Origin of the sequence: Cupriavidus sp. UGS-1, assembly GCF_021213615.1 — a bacterium.
Taxonomy (GTDB): Bacteria; Pseudomonadota; Gammaproteobacteria; order Burkholderiales; family Burkholderiaceae; genus Cupriavidus.
This window is the reverse complement of sequence record NZ_JAJQJF010000008.1, coordinates 60,269-86,092: the sequence shown is the minus strand read 5'-3', so window position 1 is coordinate 86,092 and position 25,824 is coordinate 60,269. Positions and strand designations below refer to the sequence as shown.

At 69.0% G+C, this 25,824-nt stretch carries 22 protein-coding genes and 1 riboswitch; of the genes, 19 read left to right on the top strand and 3 right to left on the bottom strand.

Features of this window, described 5'->3' with window-relative positions; genetic code table 11:
- Window positions 1–43: 43 nt before the first annotated feature.
- The 7 genes from thiC (at window position 44) to LRR16_RS12600 (ending at window position 7,463) form a co-directional block, all read left to right on the top strand.
- On the top strand, window positions 44–1,942 hold the full coding sequence (gene thiC / locus LRR16_RS12630; RefSeq protein WP_064574980.1) for a phosphomethylpyrimidine synthase ThiC: 1,899 nt from the start codon (window positions 44–46) through the stop codon (window positions 1,940–1,942).
- 161 nt (window positions 1,943–2,103) lie between these two features.
- Window positions 2,104–3,315 carry an FAD-dependent oxidoreductase gene (locus LRR16_RS12625; protein WP_232206150.1) on the top strand — a complete coding sequence of 404 codons (1,212 nt, stop codon included), beginning with the start codon at window positions 2,104–2,106 and terminating at the stop codon, window positions 3,313–3,315.
- A gap of 112 nt (window positions 3,316–3,427) precedes the next feature.
- A complete protein-coding gene (gene thiS / locus LRR16_RS12620) occupies window positions 3,428–3,625 on the top strand; it encodes a sulfur carrier protein ThiS (protein ID WP_064574985.1) in 198 nt (65 codons plus the stop codon).
- A 4-nt stretch (window positions 3,626–3,629) separates the two neighbouring features.
- Entirely contained in the window at window positions 3,630–4,457 is an 828-nt protein-coding gene (locus tag LRR16_RS12615; RefSeq protein WP_023264988.1) for a thiazole synthase, read from the top strand.
- A complete protein-coding gene (locus LRR16_RS12610; protein WP_232206149.1) occupies window positions 4,454–5,623 on the top strand; it encodes a thiamine phosphate synthase in 1,170 nt (389 codons plus the stop codon). The genes LRR16_RS12615 and LRR16_RS12610 overlap by 4 nt, the downstream gene beginning before the upstream one ends.
- 162 nt (window positions 5,624–5,785) lie before the next feature.
- Window positions 5,786–6,544 carry a type IV toxin-antitoxin system AbiEi family antitoxin domain-containing protein gene (locus LRR16_RS12605; RefSeq protein ID WP_232206148.1) on the top strand — a complete coding sequence of 253 codons (759 nt, stop codon included), beginning with the start codon at window positions 5,786–5,788 and terminating at the stop codon, window positions 6,542–6,544.
- Entirely contained in the window at window positions 6,537–7,463 is a 927-nt protein-coding gene (locus tag LRR16_RS12600) for a nucleotidyl transferase AbiEii/AbiGii toxin family protein (RefSeq protein WP_232206147.1), read from the top strand. Before LRR16_RS12605 ends, LRR16_RS12600 begins: the two co-directional genes overlap by 8 nt.
- Before the next feature lie 37 nt (window positions 7,464–7,500).
- Here the strand turns inward: LRR16_RS12600 and LRR16_RS12595 are convergent, their stop codons facing one another.
- Window positions 7,501–9,330 carry a sigma-54-dependent Fis family transcriptional regulator gene (locus LRR16_RS12595; protein WP_232206146.1) on the bottom strand — a complete coding sequence of 610 codons (1,830 nt, stop codon included), beginning with the start codon at window positions 9,328–9,330 and terminating at the stop codon, window positions 7,501–7,503.
- 181 nt (window positions 9,331–9,511) lie between these two features.
- On the opposite strand from LRR16_RS12595, the gene LRR16_RS12590 reads away from it, so the two are divergent.
- The 6 genes from LRR16_RS12590 (at window position 9,512) to LRR16_RS12565 (ending at window position 16,466) form a co-directional block, all read left to right on the top strand.
- Entirely contained in the window at window positions 9,512–11,059 is a 1,548-nt protein-coding gene (locus LRR16_RS12590; RefSeq protein ID WP_006579966.1) for an acyl-CoA carboxylase subunit beta, read from the top strand.
- An 86-nt stretch (window positions 11,060–11,145) separates the two neighbouring features.
- Window positions 11,146–12,150 (top strand): tripartite tricarboxylate transporter substrate binding protein, encoded by a 1,005-nt coding sequence (locus tag LRR16_RS12585; RefSeq protein ID WP_006579965.1) that lies wholly within the window; start codon window positions 11,146–11,148, stop codon window positions 12,148–12,150.
- A 4-nt stretch (window positions 12,151–12,154) separates the two neighbouring features.
- A complete protein-coding gene (locus tag LRR16_RS12580) occupies window positions 12,155–14,344 on the top strand; it encodes an acetate--CoA ligase family protein (protein WP_232206145.1) in 2,190 nt (729 codons plus the stop codon).
- Window positions 14,341–15,750, top strand: a complete 1,410-nt coding sequence (locus tag LRR16_RS12575) for an acetyl/propionyl/methylcrotonyl-CoA carboxylase subunit alpha (RefSeq protein ID WP_232206144.1) — start codon at window positions 14,341–14,343, stop codon at window positions 15,748–15,750. The genes LRR16_RS12580 and LRR16_RS12575 overlap by 4 nt, the downstream gene beginning before the upstream one ends.
- A 22-nt stretch (window positions 15,751–15,772) precedes the next feature.
- Complete coding sequence (locus LRR16_RS12570) at window positions 15,773–15,985, top strand: acetyl-CoA carboxylase biotin carboxyl carrier protein subunit (protein ID WP_006580124.1); 213 nt, start codon at window positions 15,773–15,775, stop codon at window positions 15,983–15,985.
- Between the two features lie 28 nt (window positions 15,986–16,013).
- A complete protein-coding gene (locus LRR16_RS12565) occupies window positions 16,014–16,466 on the top strand; it encodes a PaaI family thioesterase (protein WP_232206208.1) in 453 nt (150 codons plus the stop codon).
- A 271-nt stretch (window positions 16,467–16,737) separates the two neighbouring features.
- Here the strand turns inward: LRR16_RS12565 and thiD are convergent, their stop codons facing one another.
- Window positions 16,738–17,562: a bifunctional hydroxymethylpyrimidine kinase/phosphomethylpyrimidine kinase gene (gene thiD, locus LRR16_RS12560; protein WP_232206143.1), complete on the bottom strand. Its 825-nt coding sequence runs from the start codon at window positions 17,560–17,562 to the stop codon at window positions 16,738–16,740.
- Window positions 17,563–17,682: 120 nt separating this feature from the next.
- Window positions 17,683–17,777: riboswitch (S-adenosyl-L-homocysteine riboswitch) on the top strand.
- A gap of 121 nt (window positions 17,778–17,898) precedes the next feature.
- Here thiD and ahcY point away from each other — a divergent pair.
- The 4 genes from ahcY (at window position 17,899) to LRR16_RS12540 (ending at window position 21,624) form a co-directional block, all read left to right on the top strand.
- Window positions 17,899–19,317 (top strand): adenosylhomocysteinase, encoded by a 1,419-nt coding sequence (gene ahcY, locus LRR16_RS12555; RefSeq protein WP_232206142.1) that lies wholly within the window; start codon window positions 17,899–17,901, stop codon window positions 19,315–19,317.
- Between the two features lie 211 nt (window positions 19,318–19,528).
- Window positions 19,529–19,882 carry a phage holin family protein gene (locus LRR16_RS12550; RefSeq protein ID WP_006580075.1) on the top strand — a complete coding sequence of 118 codons (354 nt, stop codon included), beginning with the start codon at window positions 19,529–19,531 and terminating at the stop codon, window positions 19,880–19,882.
- Between the two features lie 49 nt (window positions 19,883–19,931).
- Window positions 19,932–20,762: a methylenetetrahydrofolate reductase [NAD(P)H] gene (metF, locus tag LRR16_RS12545; protein WP_232206141.1), complete on the top strand. Its 831-nt coding sequence runs from the start codon at window positions 19,932–19,934 to the stop codon at window positions 20,760–20,762.
- Between the two features lie 82 nt (window positions 20,763–20,844).
- The gene (locus LRR16_RS12540) at window positions 20,845–21,624 is read left to right on the top strand and encodes a Mut7-C RNAse domain-containing protein (RefSeq protein ID WP_006580074.1); all 780 of its coding nucleotides are present in this window, start codon (window positions 20,845–20,847) and stop codon (window positions 21,622–21,624) included.
- Between the two features lie 97 nt (window positions 21,625–21,721).
- Here the strand turns inward: LRR16_RS12540 and LRR16_RS12535 are convergent, their stop codons facing one another.
- Window positions 21,722–22,354 (bottom strand): 5-formyltetrahydrofolate cyclo-ligase, encoded by a 633-nt coding sequence (locus LRR16_RS12535; RefSeq protein ID WP_232206140.1) that lies wholly within the window; start codon window positions 22,352–22,354, stop codon window positions 21,722–21,724.
- Between the two features lie 149 nt (window positions 22,355–22,503).
- Here LRR16_RS12535 and LRR16_RS12530 point away from each other — a divergent pair, with 149 nt between their 5' ends.
- Together LRR16_RS12530 and LRR16_RS12525 are read left to right on the top strand one after the other, a co-directional pair.
- Window positions 22,504–24,474, top strand: a complete 1,971-nt coding sequence (locus LRR16_RS12530; RefSeq protein ID WP_232206139.1) for a lytic transglycosylase domain-containing protein — start codon at window positions 22,504–22,506, stop codon at window positions 24,472–24,474.
- Window positions 24,475–24,629: 155 nt separating this feature from the next.
- The gene (locus LRR16_RS12525; RefSeq protein WP_232206138.1) at window positions 24,630–25,652 is read left to right on the top strand and encodes a complex I NDUFA9 subunit family protein; all 1,023 of its coding nucleotides are present in this window, start codon (window positions 24,630–24,632) and stop codon (window positions 25,650–25,652) included.
- Window positions 25,653–25,824: the final 172 nt, after the last annotated feature.

Here is a 25,824-nt window from a genome sequence, read left to right as displayed (position 1 = left end):
ACTCCTGGTTTCGTCCATCCCCCAAAGAGAGAGGACGATATCCATGGCCCGCAACAACGCCGCCCCCGCCGCATCCTTCGAATCGCTCGCCAGCGATCTCGACCAGAAGTTCGCCTACCCCGCGTCGAACAAGACCTACCTGACCGGCAGCCGCCCGGACATCCGCGTGCCGATGCGTACCATCCTGCAGACCGCGACGCGCACCGAGCACGGCGAGATGCCGAACCCGCCGATTCCGGTCTACGACACCTCGGGCCCGTACAGCGACCCCGACGTGCGCATCGACCTGAAGGCCGGTCTGCCGCCGGTGCGGGCCAAATGGATCGAGGAACGCGGCGATACCGAGGTGCTGCCGGGCCTGTCGTCCGAGTACGGCCAGGCGCGCGCCAACGATCCGGCCACCGCGCACCTGCGTTTCGCGCAGCTGACCAATCCCCGCCGCGCCAAGGCTGGCGCCAATGTCTCGCAGATGCACTACGCGCGCCGCGGCATCGTGACGCCGGAGATGGAATACGTGGCGCTGCGCGAATCGCTGAACCTGCAGGCGCTGTACGACAAGCCCGAATACAAGGCGCTGCTGCGCCAGCATCCCGGCAATGCGCTGGGTGCCGGCCTGCCGCTGCGGCCGGAGGACATCACGCCCGAATTCGTGCGCCAGGAAGTGGCTGCGGGCCGCGCGATCATCCCCGCGAACATCAACCACACGGAGCTCGAGCCGATGATCATCGGCCGCAATTTCCGCGTGAAGATCAACGGCAACCTGGGCAATTCGGCGGTGACCTCGTCGCTGGCCGAGGAAGTCGAGAAGATGGTCTGGTCGATCCGCTGGGGTGCCGACACCATCATGGACCTGTCCACGGGCAAGCATATCCATGAGACGCGCGAATGGATCCTGCGCAATTCGCCGGTGCCGATCGGCACGGTGCCGATCTACCAGGCGCTGGACAAGACCGGCGGCATCGCCGAAGACCTGACCTGGGAGATGTTCCGCGACACGCTGATCGAGCAGGCCGAGCAGGGGGTCGACTACTTCACGATCCACGCCGGCGTGCTGCTGCGCTATGTGCCGCTGACCGCGGACCGCGTGACCGGCATCGTGTCGCGCGGCGGCTCGATCATGGCGAAATGGTGCCTGGCCCACCACAAGGAAAACTTCCTGTACACGCACTTCGACGAGATCTGCGAAATCATGAAGGCCTATGACGTGTCGTTCAGCCTCGGCGACGGCCTGCGTCCGGGCTGCATCGCCGACTCGAACGACGAAGCGCAGTTCGGCGAGCTGCGCACGCTGGGCGAGCTGACCGCCAAGGCGTGGAAGCACGACGTGCAGGTGATGATCGAAGGCCCGGGCCACGTGCCGCTGCAGCGCATCCAGGCCAATATGGACGAGGAACTGAAGCACTGCTACGAGGCCCCGTTCTATACGCTCGGACCGCTGGTCACCGACATCGCCCCCGGCTACGACCACATCACCAGCGGCATCGGCGCGGCCAATATCGGCTGGATGGGCACGGCGATGCTGTGCTACGTCACGCCGAAGGAGCACCTGGGCCTGCCGGACAAGGAAGACGTGCGCGAGGGCATCATCACCTACAAGATCGCCGCGCATGCCGCCGATCTGGCCAAGGGCTGGCCCGGCGCGCAGCTGCGCGACAACGCGCTGTCGAAGGCGCGCTTCGAGTTTCGCTGGGAGGACCAGTTCAACCTGGGCCTCGATCCGGAACGCGCGCGCTCCTTCCACGATGCGACGCTGCCCGCCGAGGGCGCCAAGATCGCGCACTTCTGCTCGATGTGCGGTCCGAAGTTCTGCTCGATGAAGATCACGCAGGACGTGCGCGACTACGCCGCCTCGCTGAAGTCCGACGAGGCCGCGCAAGCCGAACGCGGCATGCAGGAAAAGTCGATCGAGTTCGTCAGCAAGGGCGCCAAGATCTACTCGTAAACACCGGCGTGTCGTTCCCGCGAGCGCGGGAACCCAGCGGCTTTTCCCCGCCGCAACAGGCGAAGTCGCTGGGCCCCCGCCTTCGCGGGGGCGACGCAGTGGCTTGCTGGCGAATTCGATGTTCCCGGGCCGCCCGCGGCCGGGCTGGCACAATACACCCCATGAAACAGCAGTTTGACGTCGCCATTCTCGGCGCCGGCCTGGCCGGGCGCCTGGCCGCCTGGCGCCTGGTCCGGGCCGGGCTGCGCGTGGCCCTGGTGGAACGCGCCGGTCCCGACGGCGCGGGCGCGGCCGCCCATGTCGCCGCCGCGATGCTTGCGCCGCTGGCCGAATCGGCCATCAGCGAGCGCCGCATCGTCGAGCTCGGCATCGCCAGCGTGGACCTGTGGCGGGCATGGGTGGCCGAGCTCAATGCCGAACAGGCGGCCGAACAGGCGGACGGGCCCACCGCGGTCGAACCCGTCTTCTTCCAGCAGGACGGCACGCTGGTGGTCTGGCACGCCCACGACCGCGGCGAGATGCCGCTGTTCACCAGCCGCATCCGCGCCGTGTCGCCGCCCGAGCTGGTCGCCAAGCGTCTGCACCGGGTCGACGGTGCGGGCATCGCGGCGCTCGAGCCCGCGCTGGCCGGCCGCTTCCAGCAAGGGCTGCTGCTCGAGGGCGAGGGCCAGCTGGACAACCGCGGCACCCTGCGCGCGCTGCTGGCCTGCGCGGTCTCCGCCGGCGTGCATTGCGTCTGGGAAGCGGGCGAGATCGACGAGCGCGACCTGCCGCGGCTTGGCATCGACGCGCGCGTCGTGCTCGATTGCCGCGGCCTGGGCGCCCGTGCCGCGTGGCCCGCCGAGGGCGGCATCAGCGGCGGGGGCGGGATGCCGGGCCTGCGCGGGCTGCGCGGCGAGGTGGTGCGGGTATTCGCGCCCGAGGTTTCGCTGCACCGGCCTGTGCGGCTGCTGCATCCGCGTTACCCGATCTATATCGCGCCCAAGCCCAACCATCTGTACGTGATCGGCGCCACCGAACTGGAAAGCGAGGACGACTCGCCGATGAGCGTGCGCTCGGCGCTGGAGCTGCTGTCGGCCGCGTATTCGCTGCATCCGGCCTTCGGCGAGGCGCGCGTGCTCGAGCTGAACGTGCAGCGCCGGCCCACGCGTCCCGATCATCTGCCCGCGGTGCGGGTCGACGAAGAGTCGCGCGTGGTGCGCCTGAACGGCCTGTACCGGCATGGGTTCCTGATCGCGCCGGCGGTGGTCGAGGCGGCCTGCGAAGTCGTGTGCGCGCTCGCCGACGGCGATCCCGCCGCGCATGCGGTGCCCGCGTCGGCGCGCTGGCCGGGCATGATCGCGCCCGTGCATGGCCAGGCGGTGCTGCATTGATGCGGCATCGAGACAACCGTGCGCTGCTGAACCCCATGCAATCGCGCCCCACCGTCGATCCTCGATCGCCGGACGGCGCGGTTCATCTCAACCGACGACCTACGCGCTGAACATGGAAATCCTGCTCAATGGCAAGCCGCTGGCGCTGAATGCGCCCGCCACGCTGGCCGACGCGGTGGCCGCGGCGCAGATCCCGCCACCGTTCGCCGCCGCGCTCAACGGCCGCTTCGTGCCGCGCGGCGCGCATGCGGATACGCCGCTGTCCGCCGGCGACCGCATCGATCTCGTGCAACCCGTTACCGGAGGCTGATCCCATGACCTTCCCGACCCAGGATGCCGTGCGCGATCCCTTCGTGCTCTACGGCGAATCGTTTTCCTCGCGCCTGCTGCTCGGCACGGCGCGCTATCCGTCTCCGGCGACGCTGCAATCCGCGGTCGAGGCCTCGAAGCCGGCCATGCTGACGGTGGCGCTGCGCCGCCAGGGCGCGGTCGGCGATGGCGAGGGCGGCCACGCCTTCTGGCAGATGCTCAAGTCGATGCAGGTGCCGGTGCTGCCCAATACCGCTGGCTGCATGGCGGCGCAGGAGGCGATCACCACGGCGATGATGGCCCGCGAGGTGTTCGAGACCGACTGGATCAAGCTGGAGCTGGTCGGCGACGACTACACGCTGCAGCCCGACACGCTGAACCTGCCGGCGGTGGCCGAGACGCTGATCAAGGAAGGCTTCAAGGTGCTGCCGTATTGCACCGAGGATCTGGTGCTGTGCCGCCGCCTGCTTGACGCCGGCTGCCAGGCGCTGATGCCGTGGGCCGCGCCGATCGGCACCGGCAAGGGCGCGGTCAATCCGCATGCGATGCGCGTGCTGCGCGATCGCCTGCCCGACACCCCGCTGATCGTCGACGCGGGCCTGGGCCTGCCGTCGCATGCGGCGCAGGTGCTCGAGTGGGGCTACGACGGCGTGCTGCTGAACACCGCGGTGGCGCAGGCCGCCTATCCGATCGAGATGGCCCGTGCCTTTGCGCGTGCGGTCGAAGCGGGACGCCTCGCCTATCTGGCCGGACCGATGCCCGAGCGCGAGATCGCGCAGGCCAGCACGCCGGTGGTCGGCATGCCGTTCTGGCACGCACAGGAGCACGCATGACGCGCCAACCGACGCCGATGCCGGTCGATGCGGCGCTGCAATCCGCACTGGTCGCGCGCCATGGCGAAACCTTCGGCGTGGCCGACCGCGACTGGCGCGCCTTGCGGCTGCAAGACACGCTGACTGCCGATTCCGCCGAGACGCTGGGCCAGACGGACCTGTTGCTGGCCGACGGCGAGGTCGATGCGGCGACGCTCGAACGCGTCGCCGCACGCGGCGCGATGCTGATCCAGACCGAGCGCGAGGGCGGGCAGTGGATCGACACGGTGCGCTCGCCGATGGGGACCTGGGTGTTCGCCACGCCGGCCGACGCCAGCGACGATGCCGCGCAGCCGCCGGCCTTCGTCGCGACGCTGCTGGCCACGCTGGCGCTGCATTTCCCGGCGCACGACGCGCTGTGCCTGGCACGCGCCTGGCAGCCCGGCACGCTGGACTGGCCGGCCGAGTTCGCACGGTTCCCGCGCGTTCGGCACGCCGCGCTGGTCGCGCCGGAGCAGTCCGCCGAACCGTTCGTGCCATGCCCGGCGCGCCTGGGCCTCTACGCCGTAGTGCCGACCGCCGACTGGATCGAACGGCTGGTACCGCTCGGCGTGCCGACCGTGCAGCTGCGCTTCAAGTCCGACGACGCGGCCGCGGTACGCGAGCAGATCGCGCGCTCGGCGGTGGCCGCGCGCGGCAGCCGCAGCCGACTGTTCATCAACGACCATTGGCGCGCCGCGCTGGACTACCACGCCGCGCACGGCAACGACAGCGCGGCCAGCGGCATCTATGGCATCCACCTGGGCCAGGAAGACCTGGATGAGGCGGACCTCGACGCACTGCGCGCCTCCGGCCTGCGGCTCGGCGTTTCCACCCACGGCTACGCCGAGATGCTGCGCGTCGCGCCGCTGCGTCCCAGCTACCTGGCGCTCGGCGCCATCTTCCCGACCACCACCAAGGTGATGCCCACGCAGCCGCAAGGGCTCGGACGCTTTTACGCCTACGCGCGCCTGATGCGCGAGCAGGTCCCGGCACTGGTCGGCATCGGCGGCGTCGACGCGGGCAATCTGCCGCAGGTTCTCGAGGCCGGCGTCGGCAGCGCCGCCGTGGTCCGCGCGATCACCGAGGCGGCCGACGTGCCGGCGGCGGTGGCGCGGCTGATGGCGGCGTTCGGGCAGGCTGATTGAAGCGCCGGGCGGCACCATGCTGCCCGGCACGCTCATAGGGTAGTGCTTCGTGCACCGCGCTTTGATTAGATTTTGCGGCAGAAATAAATCAAGGCGCTATTTGTTCTGCCCACGCTAATCGATTCTGCCGCAAGTGTTTGGATCTAGTGCTATTCTTCAACGATGGTTGAAGTTTCGCGCTACCAGATAATCAAACGCCTGCAGACCGGTCTGCACCGGGGGGCGCCGTTCAGCCTTGCGACATTGCGGGAATTTGGCGTGTCGCCACAACTCGCCGCGCGCTATGCCGATGGCGGCTGGCTGGTTCGCCTTGCCCAAGGCGTCTATGCCTTCCCGAACGATGACTTCGGCATCGATGGCTCGCTACGTTTCCTGCAGCGGCAAGTGCCCGGCTTCCACGTAGGCGGCAAGACGGCTCTGGCCTGGCAAGGCATGCGACACAACCTGGGGTCCCGCGAAGCCATCGTCGTTTGGGGCGATGCCCGCTTTTCGCTTCCGGAGTGGTTCACCGCGCGACATCCTGCTCGCTATGCGCACGCGCGCCTGTTCGATTGGCCGGATCGCGCATTGGCCGATCGAACGCTGATGACTCCGCCCGGCATGTCGAACGGCGTCAGCGTGTCGGCTCCCGAACGTGCCGCACTTGAGATGCTTTACGAGGTGGGTGTTAAGCAAAGCCTTGAGGAGGCGCGTAACGTTTTCGACGTCTTACGCTCCCCTCGCAAGGACCTGCTGGGACAATTGCTATCGTGCTGTACCAGCGTCAAGGCCGTTCGCCTCTTTTTGACGTGGGCCCGAGAGACCGAACTGGTCGACGTCGATGCCCTGCTGGCCCAGTATCCGGTGCGCTCAGGCAGCAACAAGCGATGGATCAGCCGTCTCGACGACGGTACGTTGCTCAGCCTGAAGCCCCATGGATAACGCCTACGCCAATACTGTCCGTCTCCTGCTTGCCATTGCTCCCACGGTTTTCGCCAGCGACCTGTTCGCCATGAAGGGGGGCACCGCCATCAATCTGTTCGTCCGCGATATGCCTCGCCTCTCCGTGGACATCGACGTGGTCTACCTTCCGCGCGACGTGCTGAGAGAGGACGCGATGCTTGCCATCCATCGCGAACTGACTGCTATCGCGCAACGCGCGGCAGCGCTTGGCTTGCGCACGAGGATGATCGGCGCACGCGATCAGCGCGAAACCAAGCTCATCGTCGACAACGACATCAGCCAGGTGAAGGTCGAGGTCAACCTGGTATTTCGTGGCACTGTGCTGCCGGTCGAGCGACGGACGTTGAGCAAAAGGTCCGCTGATCTTTTCGGTGTCGAGTTTGACGTGCCGATTCTCGCCACCGATGAGCTCTACGCCGGCAAACTGGTCGCTGCGCTTGACAGGCAGCATCCCCGCGATCTCTTCGACGTATGGCGACTGTACGAATCGGGCGGGATCACGGACGGCATGGTGGAGTGCTTCGTGACCTATGTCGCCGGCCACAATCGGCCCATTCATGAGGTGCTGTTCGGCAACGACAAGGAAATCAGTGGCGAGTATCACCGCGCCTTTGTCGGCATGACGGAGGTCGACTGCTCCCTGAAGACACTGATCGATACCCGGATACGGCTGAAGGAAGAACTGCCAAGGCGGCTCAGCGAGCGGCACAAGCAGTTCCTGACGGGGCTATCCCGAGCCACGCCGGACTGGTCGCTGCTCCAATGCAGGCATGTCGCGGAACTGCCGGCATTGCGATGGAAAGTCGGCAATCTGGAAACGTTTCGCCAGCGGCGCCCCGCGGAGTTTGCAAGGCAAGTGGAACTGCTCGAAGCGGCGTTCGTCGCGCAAGGGCATTGAATTGTCGGGGCGCCACGGCAAGGGTCACCGTGGCCCGCTATCGATTCGCTCCATCACCCGTCCCCCGCGCCAGCAACGTGTACAAATGCGAGCGCGAAATCCCCAGCGCCTGCGCGGCGCGTTTCTTGTTGCCGCCATGGTCGGCGATGGCCTTCAGTGCGGCTTCGTAGGCGAGTTCCCGCAGGCCGGATGAGCGGGAGGCTGGCGTGATCGCAACGGGTGGCGGTGTCCCGCTGCGCGGGTCGTCTTCCAGCTCGTGTTCGGCATAGCTTCGTGCCAGCGGGTACGGTGTCGCGTCGGCGGCGAGGGCCGCTGCCGCGGAGTCGTCGCCGCGGGCGAAGTCGGCCACGCGCAGGCGGCCGCCGTCGCAGAACACCAGCGCTTCCTCGATCTTCTGCCGTAGCTGGCGGATATTGCCGGGCCACGGCCGTTCGGCCAGATGGCGGGGGACCGCGCTGTCGATGGCGGGCACCGGCACGTTGTTGCGCTGGCAGAAGGCCTGCACGAAGTGGTGCAGCAGCGCGGGGATGTCCTCGCGGCGCTGGCGCAGCGCGGGGATGCGCAGCACCACGCCGCTCAGTCGGTAGTAGAGATCCAGCCGAAAGCGGCCGGCGTCGATCAGCGCCTGGATGTCGCGGTTGGTCGCCGCCACCAGCCGGAAGTCGATGCGGCGCGCCTGCCGGCTGCCGATGCGCTCGACCAGATGGTCCTCGAGCACCCGCAGCAGCTTGACCTGCATCTCCATCGGAATGTCGGCGACTTCGTCGAGAAACAGCGTGCCGCCTGCCGCCTGTTCCAGCTTGCCGGCCTGGCCCTGGCGGCGGCTGCCGGTGAAGGCGCCGGCGGCGTGGCCGAACAGTTCCGACTCGATCAGCGTGGCCGGCAACGCCGCCAGGTTCAGGCTGACCAGCGGCTTGCCGTCGCGCGTGTCGCCGCCGTCGCGCTGGCTGGCCTCGTGGATCGCGCGTGCGACAAGCTCCTTGCCAGTGCCGCTTTCGCCCAGGATCAGCACCGGCACGTCGAGCCGCGCGACCGTTTCGATCTCGCGCCGCAGCCGCTGCATCGGCGCGCTGTCGCCGATCAGCCGGCCGGGGCCGCCGCGCAGGTCGTCCAGCGCGCGCCGGTAGTGCGCGACCTGCGAGCGCAATTCGCTGACCTCCTTGTGCATCCGCGCGATCGCTTCGGGTTCCTTGAACAGGACCTGCCCGATCGCGCCGACCACCTCGCCGTGCTGGACGATCGGGATGCGGTTGACCACGCGCGTGACGCCGTTCATTCGCTGCAGCTGCCCGATCTCGGCCTTGCCGGTGGCCGCGACCTGCGGCAACCGCGAATTCGGAATCACGCGCTCGGCGGGCTGGCCGATGCCCTCGCCGGTGCGCAGCCCCAGGAAGCGCTCGTGCACCGGGCTGATATAGCGCATGCGGCCGTCGCGGTCCGCCACGGTGATTGCCTGGTACGGGTTGGTGATGAAGTGTTCGAGGATGGCGCCGGCAAACGGCACGGCGCCAAGGAAATCGAACAGCGCGGTGGCGCTGCCCGGACGGTGCAGCAGCACCAGCGTCGTGGTGCCGTCGTCCAGCGCCAGCGCGATATGGCGCGTTGCCTCGGCGCCGGGCGCGGCTACCTCGAACAGATACGGACGAGTGCCGGCAACTTCATCGGTGGAGGGGCGGCCGGCCCGGGCGGTGTCGGAATCGGTGGCCTGTGCCAGCGCGGCCAGCGCGGCCAGCGCGGCGCCGGCCAGTGTGTCGTCGCGCGCGATGCCGGTTGCCGCGGCGACCCGCCCGTCGCGGTCGATCACCAGCGCGCCCAAGGCGTCCGGAACGGGAGCCGATGTCCCGATAGGTGTCTTCAATGACGACAAGAACTGTCTCCGTGGCGGACACCGCGGTGTCCTGATATGTCGTTATCGCGGACACCGTAACAGCCGCCGCTCTCGTCCGCAAGGTTTTTTGCAAGCAGATCAACGACTTGCAGCGGTGGCGCCGCCTGGCACGGTTGCTGCGCTTGTGTTGTCCACAGCAACGAGCAACAGGAGACAACGCGTGTCGTGGCAACCCGAAATCGATGAACTGGCCTACCGCCGGCAACTGGCGGCCCAATTGGGCGGGCCGGACAAGGTCCAGCGGCACAAGGACGCCGGCAAGCTGACGGTACGCGAGCGCATCGATGCGCTGGCCGACCCCGGCTCCTTCCATGAGGTCGGCAGCCTGACCGGCAGCGGCCAGTACGACAGCAACGGCCGGCTGGTCGGCTTCACGCCGGCCAATCTGGTGATGGGACGCGCCCGCGTCGACGGCCGCCCCGTCGTGCTGGTCGGCGACGACTTCACCGTGCGCGGCGGCGCCAACGATGGGGCGGTCGGTGACAAGCTGGTCCACGCCGAGAAGATGGCGCGCGACCTGCGGCTGCCAATGGTGCGGCTGGTCGACGGTACCGGTGGCGGCGGGTCGGTGCGCAATATCGAGACCAAGGGCCATACGCTGATTCCGACCATGAAGGTGTGGCAGCACGTGGTCGAGAACATGTCGCTGGTGCCGGTCGTGTCGCTGGCGCTGGGCTCGGTGGCCGGCATGGGCGCGGCGCGGGTCGCGGCCAGCCACTACTCGCTGATGGTCAAGGAGACCTCGCAGCTGTTCAACGCCGGTCCGCCGGTGGTCGCGCGCATCGGCCAGCATCTGACCAAGAACGAGCTCGGCGGCAGCCATATCCACACGCGCAACGGCGTGGTCGACGACGAGGTCGCCAGCGAAGAAGAAGCGTTCGCGCGCGCCCGCCAGTTCCTGTCGTATCTGCCGACCTCGGTGTTCGAGTTGCCGCCGCGCGCCGAGCCGGCCGACGATCCGGCGCGCCGCGACGAATGGCTGCTGTCGGCGATTCCGCGCGATGGCCGCGCGGTCTACAAGATCCGCCCGATCGTGCAGACGCTGGTCGACTCCGGCTCCTTCTTCGAGATCGGCCGGCATTGGGGCCGCGCCATCGTCACGGGGCTGGCGCGCGTCGACGGCTGGCCGGTCGCGGTGGTGGCCAGCGACCCGTACTACTACGGCGGCGGTTGGGACAGCGCCACCGCGGAGAAATTCACGCGCTTCGTCGACATGGCCGAGGCCTTCCATCTGCCTGTGATCAATCTCGTCGACATCGCCGGCTTCCAGATCGGACTCGAGGCCGAGAAGGCCGGGACCATGCGCTACGGCGTGCGTGCGCTGTCGGCGGTCTATCAGGCCACGGTGCCGTGGTGCTCGGTGATCCTGCGGCGCGCCTACGGCGTCGCCGCCGCGGCGCACCAGCATATGGGCCGCTTCAACTTCCGCTATGCCTGGCCGTCGGGCAACTGGGGCTCGCTGCCGATCGAGGGCGGGCTCGAGGTCGCCTACAAGGCCGAGATCGAGGGCGCCGACGATCCGGTGCAGAAGCGCGCCGAGATCGAGCAGCGCGTGCGCAGCCTGACCTCGCCGTTCCGCAGCGCGGAGGCCTTCGTCATCGAGGACATCATCGATCCGCGCGATACGCGGGCGCTGCTGTGCGAGTTCGCCAACCTGGCCGCGCCGCTGCGCGAGGCCGGCGTGCGCAAGTTCGGCATCCGGCCATGAGGCGGGGCTGTGGCACGCCGGCGGCAACGACAACGCCGCGCACAAAGACAACGACAACAACGACAGCCAACATCAAGGAGACCATCATGAATCGAACCCACCGGCCCATGCGCCGAACCACGCTGGCGCTGACCGTCCTCGGTGCCATGGCCGCCGTGTCGGCCATCATGCCGAGCACCGCCGCCGCGCAGGAGAACTGGCCGTCCAAGCCGGTCACCATCATCGTGCCGTTCCCGGCCGGCGGCATGACCGACGTGCTGGCGCGCCGCATCGCCAAGGACATCGCCGTCGACCTGAAGCAGCCTGTCGTGGTGGAGAACCGCGCCGGCGCCAGCGGGCAGATCGGCACCGAGATGGTCGCGCGCGCCAAGCCCGACGGCTACACGCTGCTGGTCTCGGCGACGCACCACGTGATCAACCCCGCGGTGCGCGGCACGCTGCCGTACGACGCGGCGAAGGACTTCACGCCGATCGCGCTGCTCGCGACCACGCCCAACGTGCTGGTTGTCAACAACAACATCCCCGCCTCGACGTTGCCCGAATTCCTGGCCTACGCGAAGAAGCAGAAGGAGGGGCTGTCGTTCGGCTCGTCGAGCATCGGCGGCGCGACGCACATGTCGGGCGAGCTGCTGAAGCTGATGACCAAGGCGCCGATGGTCCATATCCCGTACAAGGGTGCGACGCCCGCGATGGCGGACCTGCTCGGCGGGCAGATCCCGGCGCTGTTCCACGATGCGATGACGATGGCGCCGTACGTCAAGGACGGCAAGGTCAAGGCGATCGGCATGACCTCGGCCAGGCGCAGCGATGCGCTGCCGAATGTGCCGACCATCGCCGAGCAGGGCGTGGCGGGCTACGAGGCCACCACCTGGATCGGCTTCTACGGGCCGGCCAATCTGCCCAAGCCGATCGTCGACCGGCTCAACCGCGAGGCGGTCAAGAGCATGAACGCGCCGGATTCGAAGGCCAGCCTCGCGCAATCCGCGACCACGCCGGGCACGATGTCGGCCGAGCAGTTCGGCGGCTTCGTGCAGGCCGAGCTGGCCAAGTGGAAGCGCGTGGCGAGCGAAGCCAAGGTCAAGGTGGAATGACGCGATGACCGATCTCCATGCCAATCCGATCGCGTCGGCGGACGACGGCCGCGCGCTGCTGTCGCTGCTGTCGCCGCGCTCGGTCGCCGTGCTCGGCGCCTCCGACAGCACGATCAAGGCCGGCGGCCGGCCGATCGACTACATGCGGCGGCACGGCTTTGCCGGCGCGATCTATCCGGTCAATCCGAATCGGGCGACGATCCAGGGGGTGACCGCCTATCCGTCGCTGGACGCGCTGCCGGCCGCGCCGGATCTCGTCGTCATCAGCGTGCCCGGTTCGGAAGTCGAGTCGGCCATCGACCAGTGCCTGGCGATCGGCGCGCGCGGCGCGGTGATCTATTCTTCGGGCTTTGCCGAACTGGGCGAGGATGGCGCGGCGCAGCAGCGGCGGCTGGTCGAGCGTGCGCGTGCCGGCGGCCTGCGGCTGTTCGGCCCGAACACGCAGGGCCTGGCGAATTTCGCCAGCGGCGCGATCGCGCACTTCTCGACGATGATCAATGAGGAGGCGGGCCAGGACGGGCCCGTCGCCATCGTCAGCCAGAGCGGCGCCGGCTCGGCCATTGTCTATGGCGGACTGCGCCGCAACGGCATCGGCGTGCGCTATATGGTCGCCACCGGCAACGAGGCCGACGTCAGCGCCGCCGAAGTCGTGCGCGCGGTGCTGCACGACGAGCAGGTGCGCGTGGTGCTGCTCTATATCGAGTCGCTGCGCGACCCGCAGGTGCTGGCGCAGGCCGCGCGGCTGGCGCACGAGCGCGATGTGCCGATTCTGGCCGTCAAGGCCGGCCGCACGCGCGCCGGCCAGCTGACGGCGAGCTCGCACACCGGCGCGCTGGCGGGCGAGGACGCGCTCGCCGATGCCTTCCTGCGCCGGCATGGCATCGTCCGCGTGGCGGACTTTCGCGAGCTGGCCGAGTACTGCCAGGTCTTCGCCGGCGGCCAGCGGCCGCGCGGCGACGGCGTGGTGGCGATCAGCAATTCGGGTGCGACCTGCGTGCTCGCGGCCGATGCCGCCGAGGACGAGGGCCTGCGCCTGGTCGAGTTCGACGCCGCCGGCACCGAGGCGCTGCGCGCCGTGCTACCCGGCTACGTCAGCGCGCGCAATCCGATCGACATGACGACCGCGCTGCTGGGCCAGCCGCAGATCTTCGGCCGCACGCTCGACGCTGTGGCCGAGCGCGGCGCCGCCGACATGATCCACGTCGGCTTTCCGATCGGCGGCGAGGGCTACGATTTCGACGACTTCTCCCAGCAGACCGGCCGCTTCGCCTCGGCCAGCGGCGTGCCGGTCGTGGTCAGCGCCAATCAGCAATGGGTGGCGCAGGCCTTCCGCCGGCATGGCGTGCCGGTGTTCGACAGCGAGCGCGCGGCGATGCGCGCGCTGGGGCTGCTGTCGCGCTATGTGCGGGGGCGTGCCGCGGCGCTGGCGGCGGCGCTGGCGGCACCGCCGGCGGCACCGGCGGTGTCCGGTTCAGCGAGCCAGCCCACCGCATCGTCAACCACCACGCTCGATGAAGTGCAAAGCCTGGCGCAACTGGCCGCGGCCGGCCTGCCGGCGGTCGCCCATCGGCTGTGCCGCGACCGCGAGCAGGTTCGGCACGCCGTGGCCGAGCTGGGTTTGCCGGTGGTCGCCAAGGGCGTGTCGGCGTCGATCACGCACAAGTCCGAGTACGGGCTGGTGCGCCTGGGCCTGGACAGCGAAGCGCGCGCGCTGGCCGCCTTCGACGAGCTCGATGCGAGGCTCGCCGCGCTGGCCGCCGAGCAGGGCGTCGAGCATGGCGGCGTGCTGATCGCGCGCCAGCACAAGGGAGCGTTCGAACTCGCGGTCGGCGCGCATCGCGATCCGGTCTACGGGCCGGTGGTGATGATCGGGCAGGGCGGCGTGCTGGTCGAGGCGCTGGACGACGTGCAGTTCCTGCCCGCGCCGTTCTCGGCCGCGCAGGCGCGCGAGGCCATCGACCGCCTGCATGTTGCCCGCGCGTTTGGCGCGGTGCGCGGCATGCCCGCAGTCGATGTCGATCGGCTCGCGGCAATGCTGGTGGCGCTGGGCGACTGGTTCGCCGGCAGCGACGCCGGACGCGCTTGCGCGTCGGTCGATGCCAATCCGGTGATCGTGCCGCGTGGCGACGCCGCCCCGGTCATCGTGGATGCCGTGGTGGTCCGCAACGTCGCCAGCGAGGAGACCGATCGATGACGCCAAAATTGCAGGTCCGTCCGTTGCGCCGCGTGCTGGTCGCCAACCGCGGCGCGGTGGCCGCCCGTATCCTGCGCGCGCTGAACGCGCAGGGCATCGAGTCGATCGCGGTCTATTCCGACGCCGATGCCGAATTGCCCTATCTGCAGCAGGCTACGGTGCGCGTGCGGCTGGGCGAGGCCGCGCCGCTGCAGAGCTATCTGAACCAGGACGCGCTGCTGCAGATCGCGCGCGAGCATGCGGCCGACGGCGTCCATCCGGGCTACGGCTTCCTGTCGGAGAACGCCGGCTTTGCCGAGCGCGTCGAGGCGGCGGGACTGTGTTTCATCGGCCCGTCGTCGCGCTGGATCCGCAGGCTCGGCCACAAGACCGAGGCGCGCGCGCTGATGGCGACCCATGGCATGCCGATGACGCCCAGCAGCGCCGTGCTGCCCGACGATCCGGAGGTCGTCGCCAGGGCGGCGGCGCGCATCGGCTATCCGGTGCTGATCAAGCCGGCCGGCGGCGGCGGTGGCATCGGCATGCTGCCGGCCCACGACGACAGCGAGCTGGCCGCGGCGTGGCAGCGCGCCCGCTCGGTCGCGCAGCGCAGCTTCGGCCAGGCCGAGCTGTATCTGGAAAAGCTGATCGAGCGGCCGCGCCATATCGAATTCCAGGTGCTGGCCGACCGCTACGGCGGCGTGCGGGTGCTGGGCGAGCGCGATTGCTCGGTGCAGCGGCGCCATCAGAAGGTCATCGAGGAGGCGCGCGCGCCGAACGTGCCGGCCGACGAGATCGACGCGATGGCCAGGCGCCTGGCGACGCTGCTGGCGGCGCTGGGCTACGACGTGATCGGCACCGTCGAGATGCTGTACACGCCGGCGACCGGCTTCGTCTTTCTCGAGCTCAATACGCGCCTGCAGGTCGAGCACGCGGTCACCGAGCAGGTCACCGGCATCGATATCGTCGCGGCGCAGCTGCGGCTGGCCCGCGGCGAGCCGATCGAGGCGGTGCTGCCGACGCCGGTTCGCTCGCGCGGCCATGCGATCGAGGCGCGCGTCTATGCCGAGGATCCGGTGCGGTTCCTGCCGTCGCCCGGTCCGCTGACCGTGTATCGGCCGCCGGCGGGCGAGGGCGTGCGGGTGGAGACCGGCTATGCGCAGGGCGGCCGTGTCACCTCCTACTACGACCCGATGCTCGCCAAGGTGATCGCCACCGGCGCCGATCGCGCCCAGGCGATCGCGCGGCTGCGCGCGGCGCTGGACGCCTTCGCCATCGAGGGCGTCAAGACCAATCTCCCCTTTATCCAGCGGGTGCTGGACGACGACGATTTCGTCGCCGGCCGCATCGATACCGGCCTCGCGCAGCGCGTGCTGGCAGGCGGTGCGAAGTCCGCCGCCGCGGCGCAGGCGGCCGCATCCACCTGACATCCTGATCCCGGAGTCCCCCATGAAGCAAATCGAAGCGGCCGTCGCCGGCCATGTCTGCGCCGTCGACGTGCAAGTTGGCGCTACCATTGCGGCCGGCGATGCCGTGATGACCATCGAGTCGATGAAGATGGAAATCCCGCTCGAGTCCGAGCAGGCCGGCGTCGTCAAGGCCATCCTGGTGCAACCCGGCGATGCGGTCGCCGAGGGCCAGGTCGTGATCGAACTCGAGTAAGGAAGTGGTTTTGGAAAGCAGTACGCAAATCGTCCCGCAGATCGTCCCTGAGATCGTTCCGGCCGCGCCGGGCACGGCCGAGAAGCCCTATTTCGGCATTGACGTCCCGCTGATGCGGCATCTGGGCCTGCAGCCGGTCCATATCGAGGAGGGGCTGTGCCAGACGCGGCTGCCCGCGCATCCGGCCCTGGTCAACAGCCGTGGCGACGTGCATGGCGGCACGCTGATGGCGGTGCTGGACTTCACGCTGAGCGGCGCCGCGCGCTCGCATGCGCCGCTGGAGACCGGCGTGATCACGATCGACATGTCGACCCACTTCCTGGCCGCCGCGCGCGGCGAGTTGACCTTCGAAGCCCGCTGCATGCGGCGCGGCGCGCGCATCGCGTTCTGCGACGGCGAGGTCAAGGATGCCGCCGGCAACGTCGTGTGCGTGGCGCGGGCGGCGTTCAAGCTGGTGCCGTTGGCGGCCGGGGGGAATTGAGGGCAGAGGTCGGCCGCATTGGCTGGCCGGGCGCCCTTTGCCCTCTCCCCCACCCCTCTCGCGCAAGCCGGAGAGGGGAGTGAGGTTTCCGTGAGGGCGTCGACCTTGCTGACGCTATCGTCGGTGATCTCCCTCCGACCGCCCGCGGGAGAAGGGATGAGGTTTTCGAGAGGGCGTCGGCCTTGCTGACGTTATCGCCGGTTTGCTCCCCTCGCCCGCTTGCGGGAGAGGGGCCGGGGGAGAGGGCAATCCAGCGTCCGCAAAACCGCCATCACCCCAACACCCGCGGCGCGAAGCCGTGGTTCAGCGGGCCGTTGCCGGCCCCGAGTCGCAGGTCCGCGCCCGCCGCGATGGCCTTGGCGACAAAGTCCAGCGCGGTGCCGACCGCCTGCTCCAGCGCGTCGCCGCGCGCCAGTTGCGAGGCGATTGCGGCGGCCAGCGTGCAGCCGGTGCCGTGCAGGTTGCGGGTATCGATGCGCGGATGGCTGAACACGCGCACGCTGCCGTCGGCGCTCATCAGCAGGTCGTCCAGGCTGTCCTGGCCGGCTTCGGCCAGATGCCCGCCCTTGAGCAGCACCGCCTGGCAGCCCAGTTCGATCAGTTCCCGCGCGGCGCGCTCCATGTCGGCGCGGCGCGTGACCGGCCGGCCCAGCAGATAGGACGCTTCCGGCAGATTCGGCGTGACCAGCAGCGCGCGCGGGAACAGCAGCCGCACCATCGCCTGCGCGGTGGCGTCGTCCGACAGCGTCGCGCCGGACGTGGCCACCATCACCGGATCGACCACCAGCTTGCGCACGCCGTGGCGGTCCACCGCGGCGGCCACCGCCTCGACGATCGCCGCCGTACCGAGCATGCCGGTCTTGGCGGCGTCGATGCCGATATCGCCGGCCACCGCATCGATCTGCGCCGTCACCATCTCGGCAGGGATCGCATGCACGCCGGTCACGCCGAGCGTGTTCTGCGCGGTGATCGCGGTGATCGCGCTCATGCCGTAGCAGCCAAGCGCGGCGAAGGTCTTCAGGTCGGCCTGGATGCCGGCGCCGCCGCCGGAGTCGGAACCGGCGATGGTCAGGGTACGCGGGGGAAAGGCGGTCATAACGAGTCGAAAGGCGAGGCCCGGGACGGCCGGCGGAGGAGCGCCGGCCCAGTCCGGACCTGGCAGAAAAGAATTCGGAGAGCGGCACACCGTCGCCGCGCAGGGCAGGTACAATACCGCCACTCCGAGGAGCGTTGCAACGGACGGCGCGCGGGCCCAACCCCGCATTCTGCCATCCGCCAGGCTCGGAATGTCTTCAACGGCGCTCGCTGAACCGTGGTCCGCACGGTGGCGAGTCGACCTATCCGCACGCTGCACCCATCCCTGGGCACGCAGCCGTCCCGGATCCCGTCCCCCCTCCCGTCACCGGCGTCCCACTCTTCGACGGAGTGAAACATGAACGCTGTGACCGATCTCAAGAACGATTTCGTGGTGGCCGACATCGGCCTGGCCGGCTGGGGCCGCAAGGAAATCGCCATCGCGGAAACCGAAATGCCGGGCCTGATGGCGATCCGCGAGGAATTCGCCGCCAGCCAACCGCTCAAGGGTGCCCGCATCGCCGGCTCCCTGCACATGACGATCCAGACCGCGGTGCTGATCGAGACGCTGAAGGCGCTCGGCGCCGACGTGCGCTGGGCCTCGTGCAACATCTTCTCGACCCAGGACCACGCCGCCGCCGCGATCGCCGCCTCGGGCACGCCGGTGTTCGCCTTCAAGGGCGAGTCGCTGAAGGAATACTGGGACTTTACCCATCGCATCTTCGACTGGGCCGACGGCGGCACGCCGAACATGATCCTGGACGACGGCGGCGATGCCACGCTGCTGCTGCACCTGGGCGCGCGCGCCGAGCGCGATCCGACGGTGATCGCCAACCCCGGCAGCGAGGAAGAGACCTTCCTGTTCGCCGCGATCAAGGAAAAGCTGGCCAAGGATCCGGGCTGGTACAGCCGCAACCTCGAAGCGATCCGCGGCGTCACCGAAGAAACCACCACCGGCGTGCACCGCCTGTACCAGATGGCGCAGAAGGGCGAACTGCGCTTCCCGGCGATCAACGTCAACGACTCGGTCACCAAGAGCAAGTTCGACAACCTGTACGGCTGCCGCGAATCGCTGGTCGACGGCATCAAGCGCGCCACCGACGTGATGATCGCCGGCAAGGTCGCGGTGGTGTGCGGCTACGGCGATGTGGGCAAGGGCAGCGCGCAGGCGCTGCGCGCGCTGTCGGCGCAGGTGTGGGTCACCGAGGTCGACCCGATCTGCGCGCTGCAGGCGGCGATGGAAGGCTATCGCGTGGTGACGATGGAATATGCGGCCGACAAGGCGGACATCTTCGTGACCTGCACCGGCAATTACCATGTGATCACGCACGACCACATGGCGAAGATGAAGGACCAGGCGATCGTCTGCAACATCGGCCACTTCGACAACGAGATCGATATCGCCTCGCTGGAGAAGTACCAGTGGGACGAGATCAAGCCGCAGGTGGACCACGTGATCTTCCCCGACGGCAAGAAGCTGATCATCCTGGCCAAGGGCCGCCTGGTGAACCTCGGCTGCGCGACCGGCCACCCGTCGTACGTGATGAGCAGCTCGTTCGCCAACCAGACGCTGGCGCAGATCGAGCTGTGGCAGCAGCGCGATAGCGGCAAGTACCCGGTCGGCGTCTACACGCTGCCCAAGCACCTGGACGAGAAGGTCGCGCGCCTGCAGCTCAAGAAGCTCAACGCGCAGCTGACCGAGCTGACCGACCAGCAGGCCGCGTATATCGGCGTGTCGAAGGAAGGCCCGTACAAGGCGGATCACTACCGGTATTGATTGCAGAACCATTGCCCGGATGGTGCTCCCCTCTCCCGCTTGCGGGAGAGGGGTTGGGGGAGAGGGAACGAGCGGTGGTCATGCCGCCGTCGCAAGCCACTGCGAATGCCCTTGCCCTCTCCCCAACCCTCTCCCGCAAGCGGGAGAGGGAGTACGCCAAAGGCAATCGGCGCGTTTTCGCTTTGCCTTTTTCCACCGACAAGGAGTTGCCATGAGATTGCTGGCGGTATGGATCATCAACGCGCTGACGCTGTTCGCGATCAGCGCGGTGGTCGACGGCATCGAAGTGCGGGGCTTTGGCTCGGCGATGATCGCGGCGGCGGTGCTGGCCATCATCAATACGCTGATCCGGCCAATCCTGGTGCTGCTGACCCTGCCGGTCACGCTGCTGACGCTGGGCCTGTTCATCTTCGTGATCAACGCGCTGCTGTTCCTGTTCGTCGGCAATCTGCTGTCGGGCTTCACCGTGTCGGGCTTCTGGACCGCGCTGCTCGGTTCGCTGCTGTACAGCGTGATTTCGACCCTGCTGGCCGGCCTGCTGCTGCGCGACCGCGAAGCAGCCTGACGCCGGGCGCTCCCTTCCCCGCGCCGCCTCGGCGGCGGCGCCACCCATCATGCAAGACCGCTACTACAGCTTCGAGTTTTTCCCGCCCAAGACGCCCGAGGGCCGGGAAAAGCTGCGCAATACCCGCGCACAGCTGGCCCCGCTCGGGCCCAAATACATCTCGGTGACGTTCGGCGCCGGCGGCACCACGCAGCAGGGCTCGCTCGACGCCGTGCTGGAAATCCAGCGCGACGGCATCGACGCCGCCCCGCACCTGTCCTGCGTCGGCTCGACGCGCGAGGGTATCCGCGAGATCCTGCGCACCTACCGCGACAACGGCATCCGCCATATCGTCGCGCTGCGCGGCGACATGCCGTCGGGCATGGGGGAGATCGGCGAATTCCGCTACGCCAACGAGCTGGTGGAGTTCATCCGCGCCGAGACCGGCGACTGGTTCCAGATCGAGGTGGCCGCCTATCCCGAGTATCACCCGCAGGCACGCTCGCCGCGGCACGACCTCGAGAACTTCGTGCGCAAGGTCAAGGCCGGCGCCGACTCGGCGATCACGCAGTACTTCTTCAACGCCGACGCGTACTTCCGCTTCGTCGACGACGTGCGCGCGCTCGGCGTGGACGTGCCGATCGTGCCGGGCATCATGCCGATCACCAACTACTCGCAGCTGATGCGCTTCTCGGAGATGTGCGGCGCCGAGGTGCCCCGCTGGGTCGCCAAGCGTCTGGAGAGCTTTGGCGACGACCGCGAGGCGATCCGCGCCTTCGGCCTGGACGTGGTCACCGCGCTGTGCGAGCGGCTGCTGGCCGGCGGCGTGCCGGGCCTGCATTTCTACACGCTGAACGCGGCCGGCGCGACCAAGGCGATCTGGCAGCGGCTGAAGCTGTAAGGCGGTAAGGCTGCAGGGCTGCAAGGCGGCCCGCCGCAATGGTGGCGATGCGGTGCCCGGTGCCGATGGCATACTGTGCCGCATGGTTACCGCCACGTTCCGCTTCTACGAGGAGCTGAACGATTTCCTCCCCCCGGCGATGCGCGGACGGGACTGGTCCTGTCCGTGCGCCCGCGCGGCCACGGTCAAGCACATGATCGAGGCGCTCGGGGTGCCGCACACCGAGGTCGAACTCATCCTGGTGAACGGACAGTCGTGCGGCTTCGACCGCGTGCTGGCCGACGGCGACCGTGTCTCGGTCTACCCCACCTTCGAGGCGCTGGACGTCACGCCGCTGCTGCGGGTACGGCCGGCGCCGCTGCGGGTCACCCGTTTCGTCGCCGACGCCCACCTCGGCGGGCTCGCGGCGCTGCTGCGCCTGACCGGCTACGACACCCTCTACGACAACCACTTCGACGATCGCGAGATCGAGGCGATCGCGGCGCGCGAGGGCCGCATCGTGCTGACGCGCGACCGCGAGCTGCTCAAGCGCAGCAGCATCACGCATGGCTGCTATGTGCGCGCGCTCAAGCCCCAGGCGCAGTTGCGCGAGATCTTCGGCAGGCTGGACCTGCGCCGGCAGGCGCGGCCGTTCTCGCTGTGCCTGAGCTGCAATGTGCCGCTGCGCGCCGCCTCGAGCGACGAAGTGGCCGGCCGCGTGCCGCCCGCGGTGCTCGAGCGGCACGAGCGCTTCTCCACCTGCGAGGCCTGCCGGCGGGTGTTCTGGGAGGGGTCGCACTGGCGCCGGATGCGGGCGCTGGTCGATTCGCTGATGCTGCCGGAAGGGACGGCCGACGCGCCCGACGCGGCGGCCGACTGCTGACGACGTCCCGATTGCCGCCATGTCGTTCCCGCGAAGGCGGGAACCCAGCGTCTTCAGCAGTCGCCGGGTCCGCGCATGCGCGGGGATGACGCAGGCGTCAGAACCGCCCGGCCTCGGTCACCATCCAGTCCATCGGGATATCGTGCGCGGCCGGCGCCAGCGCGATCCGGCAGTCTTCGTAGCCGATGCCGATCGCCACCGGCTTGCCCGGCAGCGCCGCCAGCGTGCGGTCGTAGAAGCCGCCGCCGTAGCCGAGGCGGAACTTCTGCGCACTGAAACCGACACAGGGAATCAGCAGCGCGTCGGGCGTCACCGCGGCGGTGCCGTCGGGCACCGGGATGCCGTAGCGGCCCTCGCGCATCGGTGTGTCGGGCGTCCAGCGATGGAAGTCCAGCGGCACGCCGGGCCGGCTGACGGCCGGCAGCGCGGCGTCGCGCCCCGGTGCGGCCGCGAGCCAGCGCGCCACCAGGCCGCGCGCGTCGAATTCCTGCTGGATCGGCCAGTAGAACCCCAAGCAACGCACCGGCAACCAGTCGAGCAGCGCGGCCAGCTCGGCCTCGATGCGCGCGTCCAGCCGCTGCCGCTGCGGCAGGCTGGCGCGGCGCGCCAGCAGAGCAGCCCGCAGCGCCCGGCGTTCGGTCCCCGGATCAGCGGCGGGATCGCCGGACGGCGAGGACGGTTGCGCGGACGAGGGCGAGGGATCGAGCGGACCGGTCGGTGCGTTGGCCATGAGCGGGAGAAATACGTGCCGAAGCGGGGCGTTAGTCCCGGATCGGCCGGTGAGAAGTGCGTGTGATAATGTCCGCGGACTATTGGTTTTCAAGCGGTTCGGCAGCCACATCCAGCGCCGGCCGGGCCGCCACAACAAGGAAAGACAGGATGCGCAACGGAGTATATCGGCAGCGTGCGGGACAGTTCGCATTGACCGCGATCGCCACCGCCTTGAGCTTGACGCTGCTGGCAACACCGGCCGCCGCGCAGAAGCGCACGGTATCGTCGAACGGACAGGGCGCCGCATCGACGATGATCCCGGGCAATCCGGACGACGCCTTCCGGGCGCTGCGCGAAGCCGCCCGCAAGAACGACGTGGCGCGCGCCTATGCGATCTCGGCCACGCTGGTCGACTACCCGGTGCCCTCCTACGTCGAATACTTCCGCATCAAGCCGCAGCTGTTCGATGCCAGCGGCCTGGCGCGCATCGACGCGCCCGACGACGAGGTGCGCGCCTTCCTGCAGCGCTACCAGGGCGAGGCGATCGCCGACCGCATGCGCAACGACTGGCTGCTGGTGCTCGGCAAGCGGCGCGACTGGGCCAACTTCGACGCGCAGTATCCGCAGTTCGTGCTGAAGGACGATACCCAGGTCGAGTGCTATGCGTTGCTGTCGCGCGCGCTGAAGGGGCAGAACGTCGCCGCCGAGGCGCGCGCGCTGCTGACCGAGCCGAAGAACTATGGCGAGGGCTGCGTCGACCTGATCGGCTATCTGTACCAGAGCCGCCAGATCACGCGCGCGGACGTCGCCTTCCAGGCCCGCACCGCGCTGGAGCAGAACTACACCACGCTGGCCGGACGCATCGCCGCCACCGTGCCGGACGCCCCCGTCGACGGCGATACGCTGGCCATGGTGGTCAAGATGGCGCGCAGCGATCCGGCGCAGGCCGCCGCCTACCTGACCGCCAGCTCCGGCAGCCTGTCGCGCGACGAGCAGGGCGCGGGCTGGGGCGTGGTCGGCCAGTTCGCCGCCAAGAAGCTGCTGCCCGATGCGGCCGGCTACTTCCGCCGCCAGGTCGAACTGGGCGGCAACCAGTGGCTGTCGACCGAGACGCAGGAGTGGCGCGTGCGCGCGGCGCTGCGCCAGGGCGACTGGAAGCTGGTGCGGCTGGCGATCGAATCGATGCGCCCCGAATTGCGCACCAAGGATCCGGCCTGGACCTACTGGCTCGGCCGCGCGCTGGCCGAAGCGGGCCGCAACGACGAGGCCCGCCAGCAGTACCAGTCGATCGCCAGCGGCTTCAATTTCTACGGGCAGCTCGCCAGCGAGGAACTGGGCCAGCGCATCACGCTGCCGGCGCGTACCCAGGTCAGCGATGCCGAGGCGATGGCGATGCGCACGCGCCCCGGCTTCCAGCGCGCCAAGGCGTTCTACGACATGGACCTGCGCTTCGAGGGCAACCGCGAATGGAACTGGGAGCTGCGCGGCATGAGCGACCGCGAGCTGCTGGCCGCGGCGGAGTACGCGCGCCGCATCTCGCTGCTGGACCGCACCGTCAACACGGCCGACCGCACCCAGGCGCAGCATGACTTCTCGTTGCGCTTCCTGATGCCGTTCCGCGACATCATGCAGCGCGCGACCGACCAGGCGGGCCTCGACATGGCGTGGGCCTACGGCATCATCCGGCAGGAGTCGCGCTTCATCATGAACGCGCGCTCGTCCGCCGGCGCGCACGGCCTGATGCAGGTGATGCCGGCCACCGCGAAGTACGTGGCCCGCAAGATCGGCATGACGGACTTCACGCCGTCGATGATGAGCGATCCGAACGTCAACATCCTGCTCGGCACCAGCTACATGAGCATGGTGCTGACCGACCTGGACAGCTCGCAGACGCTGGCGTCGGCCGCGTACAACGCCGGCCCGGGCCGGCCCAAGAGCTGGCGCACCAGCCTGTCGCGGCCGGTCGAGGGGGCGATCTTCGCCGAGACCATTCCGTTCACGGAGACGCGAACCTACGTCAAGAATGTGCTCTCCAACGCCACGTACTATGCTGCATTGATGCACGGACATCCGCAGTCGCTGAAGGCGCGGCTGGGCACGGTGGTGCCGTCGCAGGTCACCACCACCAGCCTGCCCTGACGGGGCCGTGACGGCGCCCCGCGGGTGCGCCGACGGGGTGCCCCGGGGCGAGATGTCCGCCGCTGCTTGACGCAGCATCGAACGCGCAGCATCGAACGCTGGGTCGAAACCCGCCGCGGCAGCCGTGCCGCGGCCACCGTGCCACGGAGGACATCATGCTGACGAGCAATGTGCTGGTGATCGGCGGTTCGGGCTTTATCGGCAGTCATCTGGTCGCGCGCCTGTCGGGCGTGGCAAACCGCAGCAACGCGCCGCTCGAACACGCGACGGTGGTCATCCCGCCGATGGATCCCGAGCGGATCGTGGTGGCCACGCGCAACGAGGACAATGCGCGCGATCTGCTGGCGCTGCCGCGGGTCGAGATCGCGGTGCTCGATGTCGCCGACGAGGCGGCGCTCGACAGCGCGATCGGATCGCTCGGCATCGAGGGCATCGCCGTCAATCTGGTCGGCGTGCTGCACGGCGGGCGCGGCGACCCTTACGGGGCGGGGTTTGCCGCCGCCCATGTCGAACTGCCACGCCGCCTGATCGAATCGATGCGGCGCACCGGCGTTCGCCGGCTGCTGCATATGAGCGCGCTCGGCGCCGACAGCGCGGGCCCGTCGATGTATCTGCGCAGCAAGGGCGACGGCGAGCGCGCGGTGCGCGAGAGCGGGCTGGACTGGACGATCTTCCGCCCCTCGGTGGTGTTCGGCCCCGACGATCATTTCCTCAACCTGTTCGCCAGCATGCAGCGGCTCGCGCCCGTGGTACCGCTGGCCTGCGCGCAGGCGCGGTTTCAGCCGGTGTTCGTGCAGGACGTCGCGCAGGCGATGGTCAATGCGATGGCGACCCCGGCCACGATCGGCCGCTGCTACGAACTCGGCGGCCCGCAGGTCTATACGCTGGAGGAACTGGTGCGCTTTGCCGGCGAGGCCTCCGGCCATCCGCGCCCGGTACTGCCGCTGCCCGACGCGCTGGCACGCCTGCAGGCGGCCGTGCTCGAACATATGCCGGGCGGCCCGGTGATGTCGCGCGACAACCTCGATTCGATGCGGCTGGACAATGTGCTGAGTGGCCCGATGGCGCCGGAGCTCGGCGTGCATCCGACCAGCCTGGAGGCGGTGATGACCGAGGCGCTGTCCGGTGGCAGGGAGACGCGGCTGGAGGCGCTGCGCTCGAGCGTGCATCGGCGGTGAAGGTGGGGTGGGAGCTGCCCTCTCCCCGGCCCTCTCCCGCAAGCTGGAGAGGGAGAAAACCGGCAGGCGGCTCCCACTGCCGCTTGCGGGAGAGGAAGAAAACCGGCAGGCGGTTCCCACTAACGCTTGCGCGAGAGGAAGAGAAACCAACAGAGGATTTCTCACCCCCCTT

Bases quoted from the DNA above. Each gene is read 5' to 3' on its own strand.
- thiC (WP_064574980.1), top strand. From the start codon at position 44: ATGGCCCGCAACAACGCCGCCCCCGCCGCATCCTTCGAATCGCTCGCC.
- LRR16_RS12625 (WP_232206150.1), top strand. From the start codon at position 2,104: ATGAAACAGCAGTTTGACGTCGCCATTCTCGGCGCCGGCCTGGCCGGG.
- thiS (WP_064574985.1), top strand. From the start codon at position 3,428: ATGGAAATCCTGCTCAATGGCAAGCCGCTGGCGCTGAATGCGCCCGCC.
- LRR16_RS12615 (WP_023264988.1), top strand. From the start codon at position 3,630: ATGACCTTCCCGACCCAGGATGCCGTGCGCGATCCCTTCGTGCTCTAC.
- LRR16_RS12610 (WP_232206149.1), top strand. From the start codon at position 4,454: ATGACGCGCCAACCGACGCCGATGCCGGTCGATGCGGCGCTGCAATCC.
- LRR16_RS12605 (WP_232206148.1), top strand. From the start codon at position 5,786: ATGGTTGAAGTTTCGCGCTACCAGATAATCAAACGCCTGCAGACCGGT.
- LRR16_RS12600 (WP_232206147.1), top strand. From the start codon at position 6,537: ATGGATAACGCCTACGCCAATACTGTCCGTCTCCTGCTTGCCATTGCT.
- LRR16_RS12585 (WP_006579965.1), top strand. From the start codon at position 11,146: ATGAATCGAACCCACCGGCCCATGCGCCGAACCACGCTGGCGCTGACC.
- LRR16_RS12580 (WP_232206145.1), top strand. From the start codon at position 12,155: ATGACCGATCTCCATGCCAATCCGATCGCGTCGGCGGACGACGGCCGC.
- LRR16_RS12575 (WP_232206144.1), top strand. From the start codon at position 14,341: ATGACGCCAAAATTGCAGGTCCGTCCGTTGCGCCGCGTGCTGGTCGCC.
- LRR16_RS12570 (WP_006580124.1), top strand. From the start codon at position 15,773: ATGAAGCAAATCGAAGCGGCCGTCGCCGGCCATGTCTGCGCCGTCGAC.
- thiD (WP_232206143.1), bottom strand. From the start codon at position 17,562: ATGACCGCCTTTCCCCCGCGTACCCTGACCATCGCCGGTTCCGACTCC.
- ahcY (WP_232206142.1), top strand. From the start codon at position 17,899: ATGAACGCTGTGACCGATCTCAAGAACGATTTCGTGGTGGCCGACATC.
- LRR16_RS12550 (WP_006580075.1), top strand. From the start codon at position 19,529: ATGAGATTGCTGGCGGTATGGATCATCAACGCGCTGACGCTGTTCGCG.
- metF (WP_232206141.1), top strand. From the start codon at position 19,932: ATGCAAGACCGCTACTACAGCTTCGAGTTTTTCCCGCCCAAGACGCCC.
- LRR16_RS12540 (WP_006580074.1), top strand. From the start codon at position 20,845: ATGGTTACCGCCACGTTCCGCTTCTACGAGGAGCTGAACGATTTCCTC.
- LRR16_RS12535 (WP_232206140.1), bottom strand. From the start codon at position 22,354: ATGGCCAACGCACCGACCGGTCCGCTCGATCCCTCGCCCTCGTCCGCG.
- LRR16_RS12530 (WP_232206139.1), top strand. From the start codon at position 22,504: ATGCGCAACGGAGTATATCGGCAGCGTGCGGGACAGTTCGCATTGACC.
- LRR16_RS12525 (WP_232206138.1), top strand. From the start codon at position 24,630: ATGCTGACGAGCAATGTGCTGGTGATCGGCGGTTCGGGCTTTATCGGC.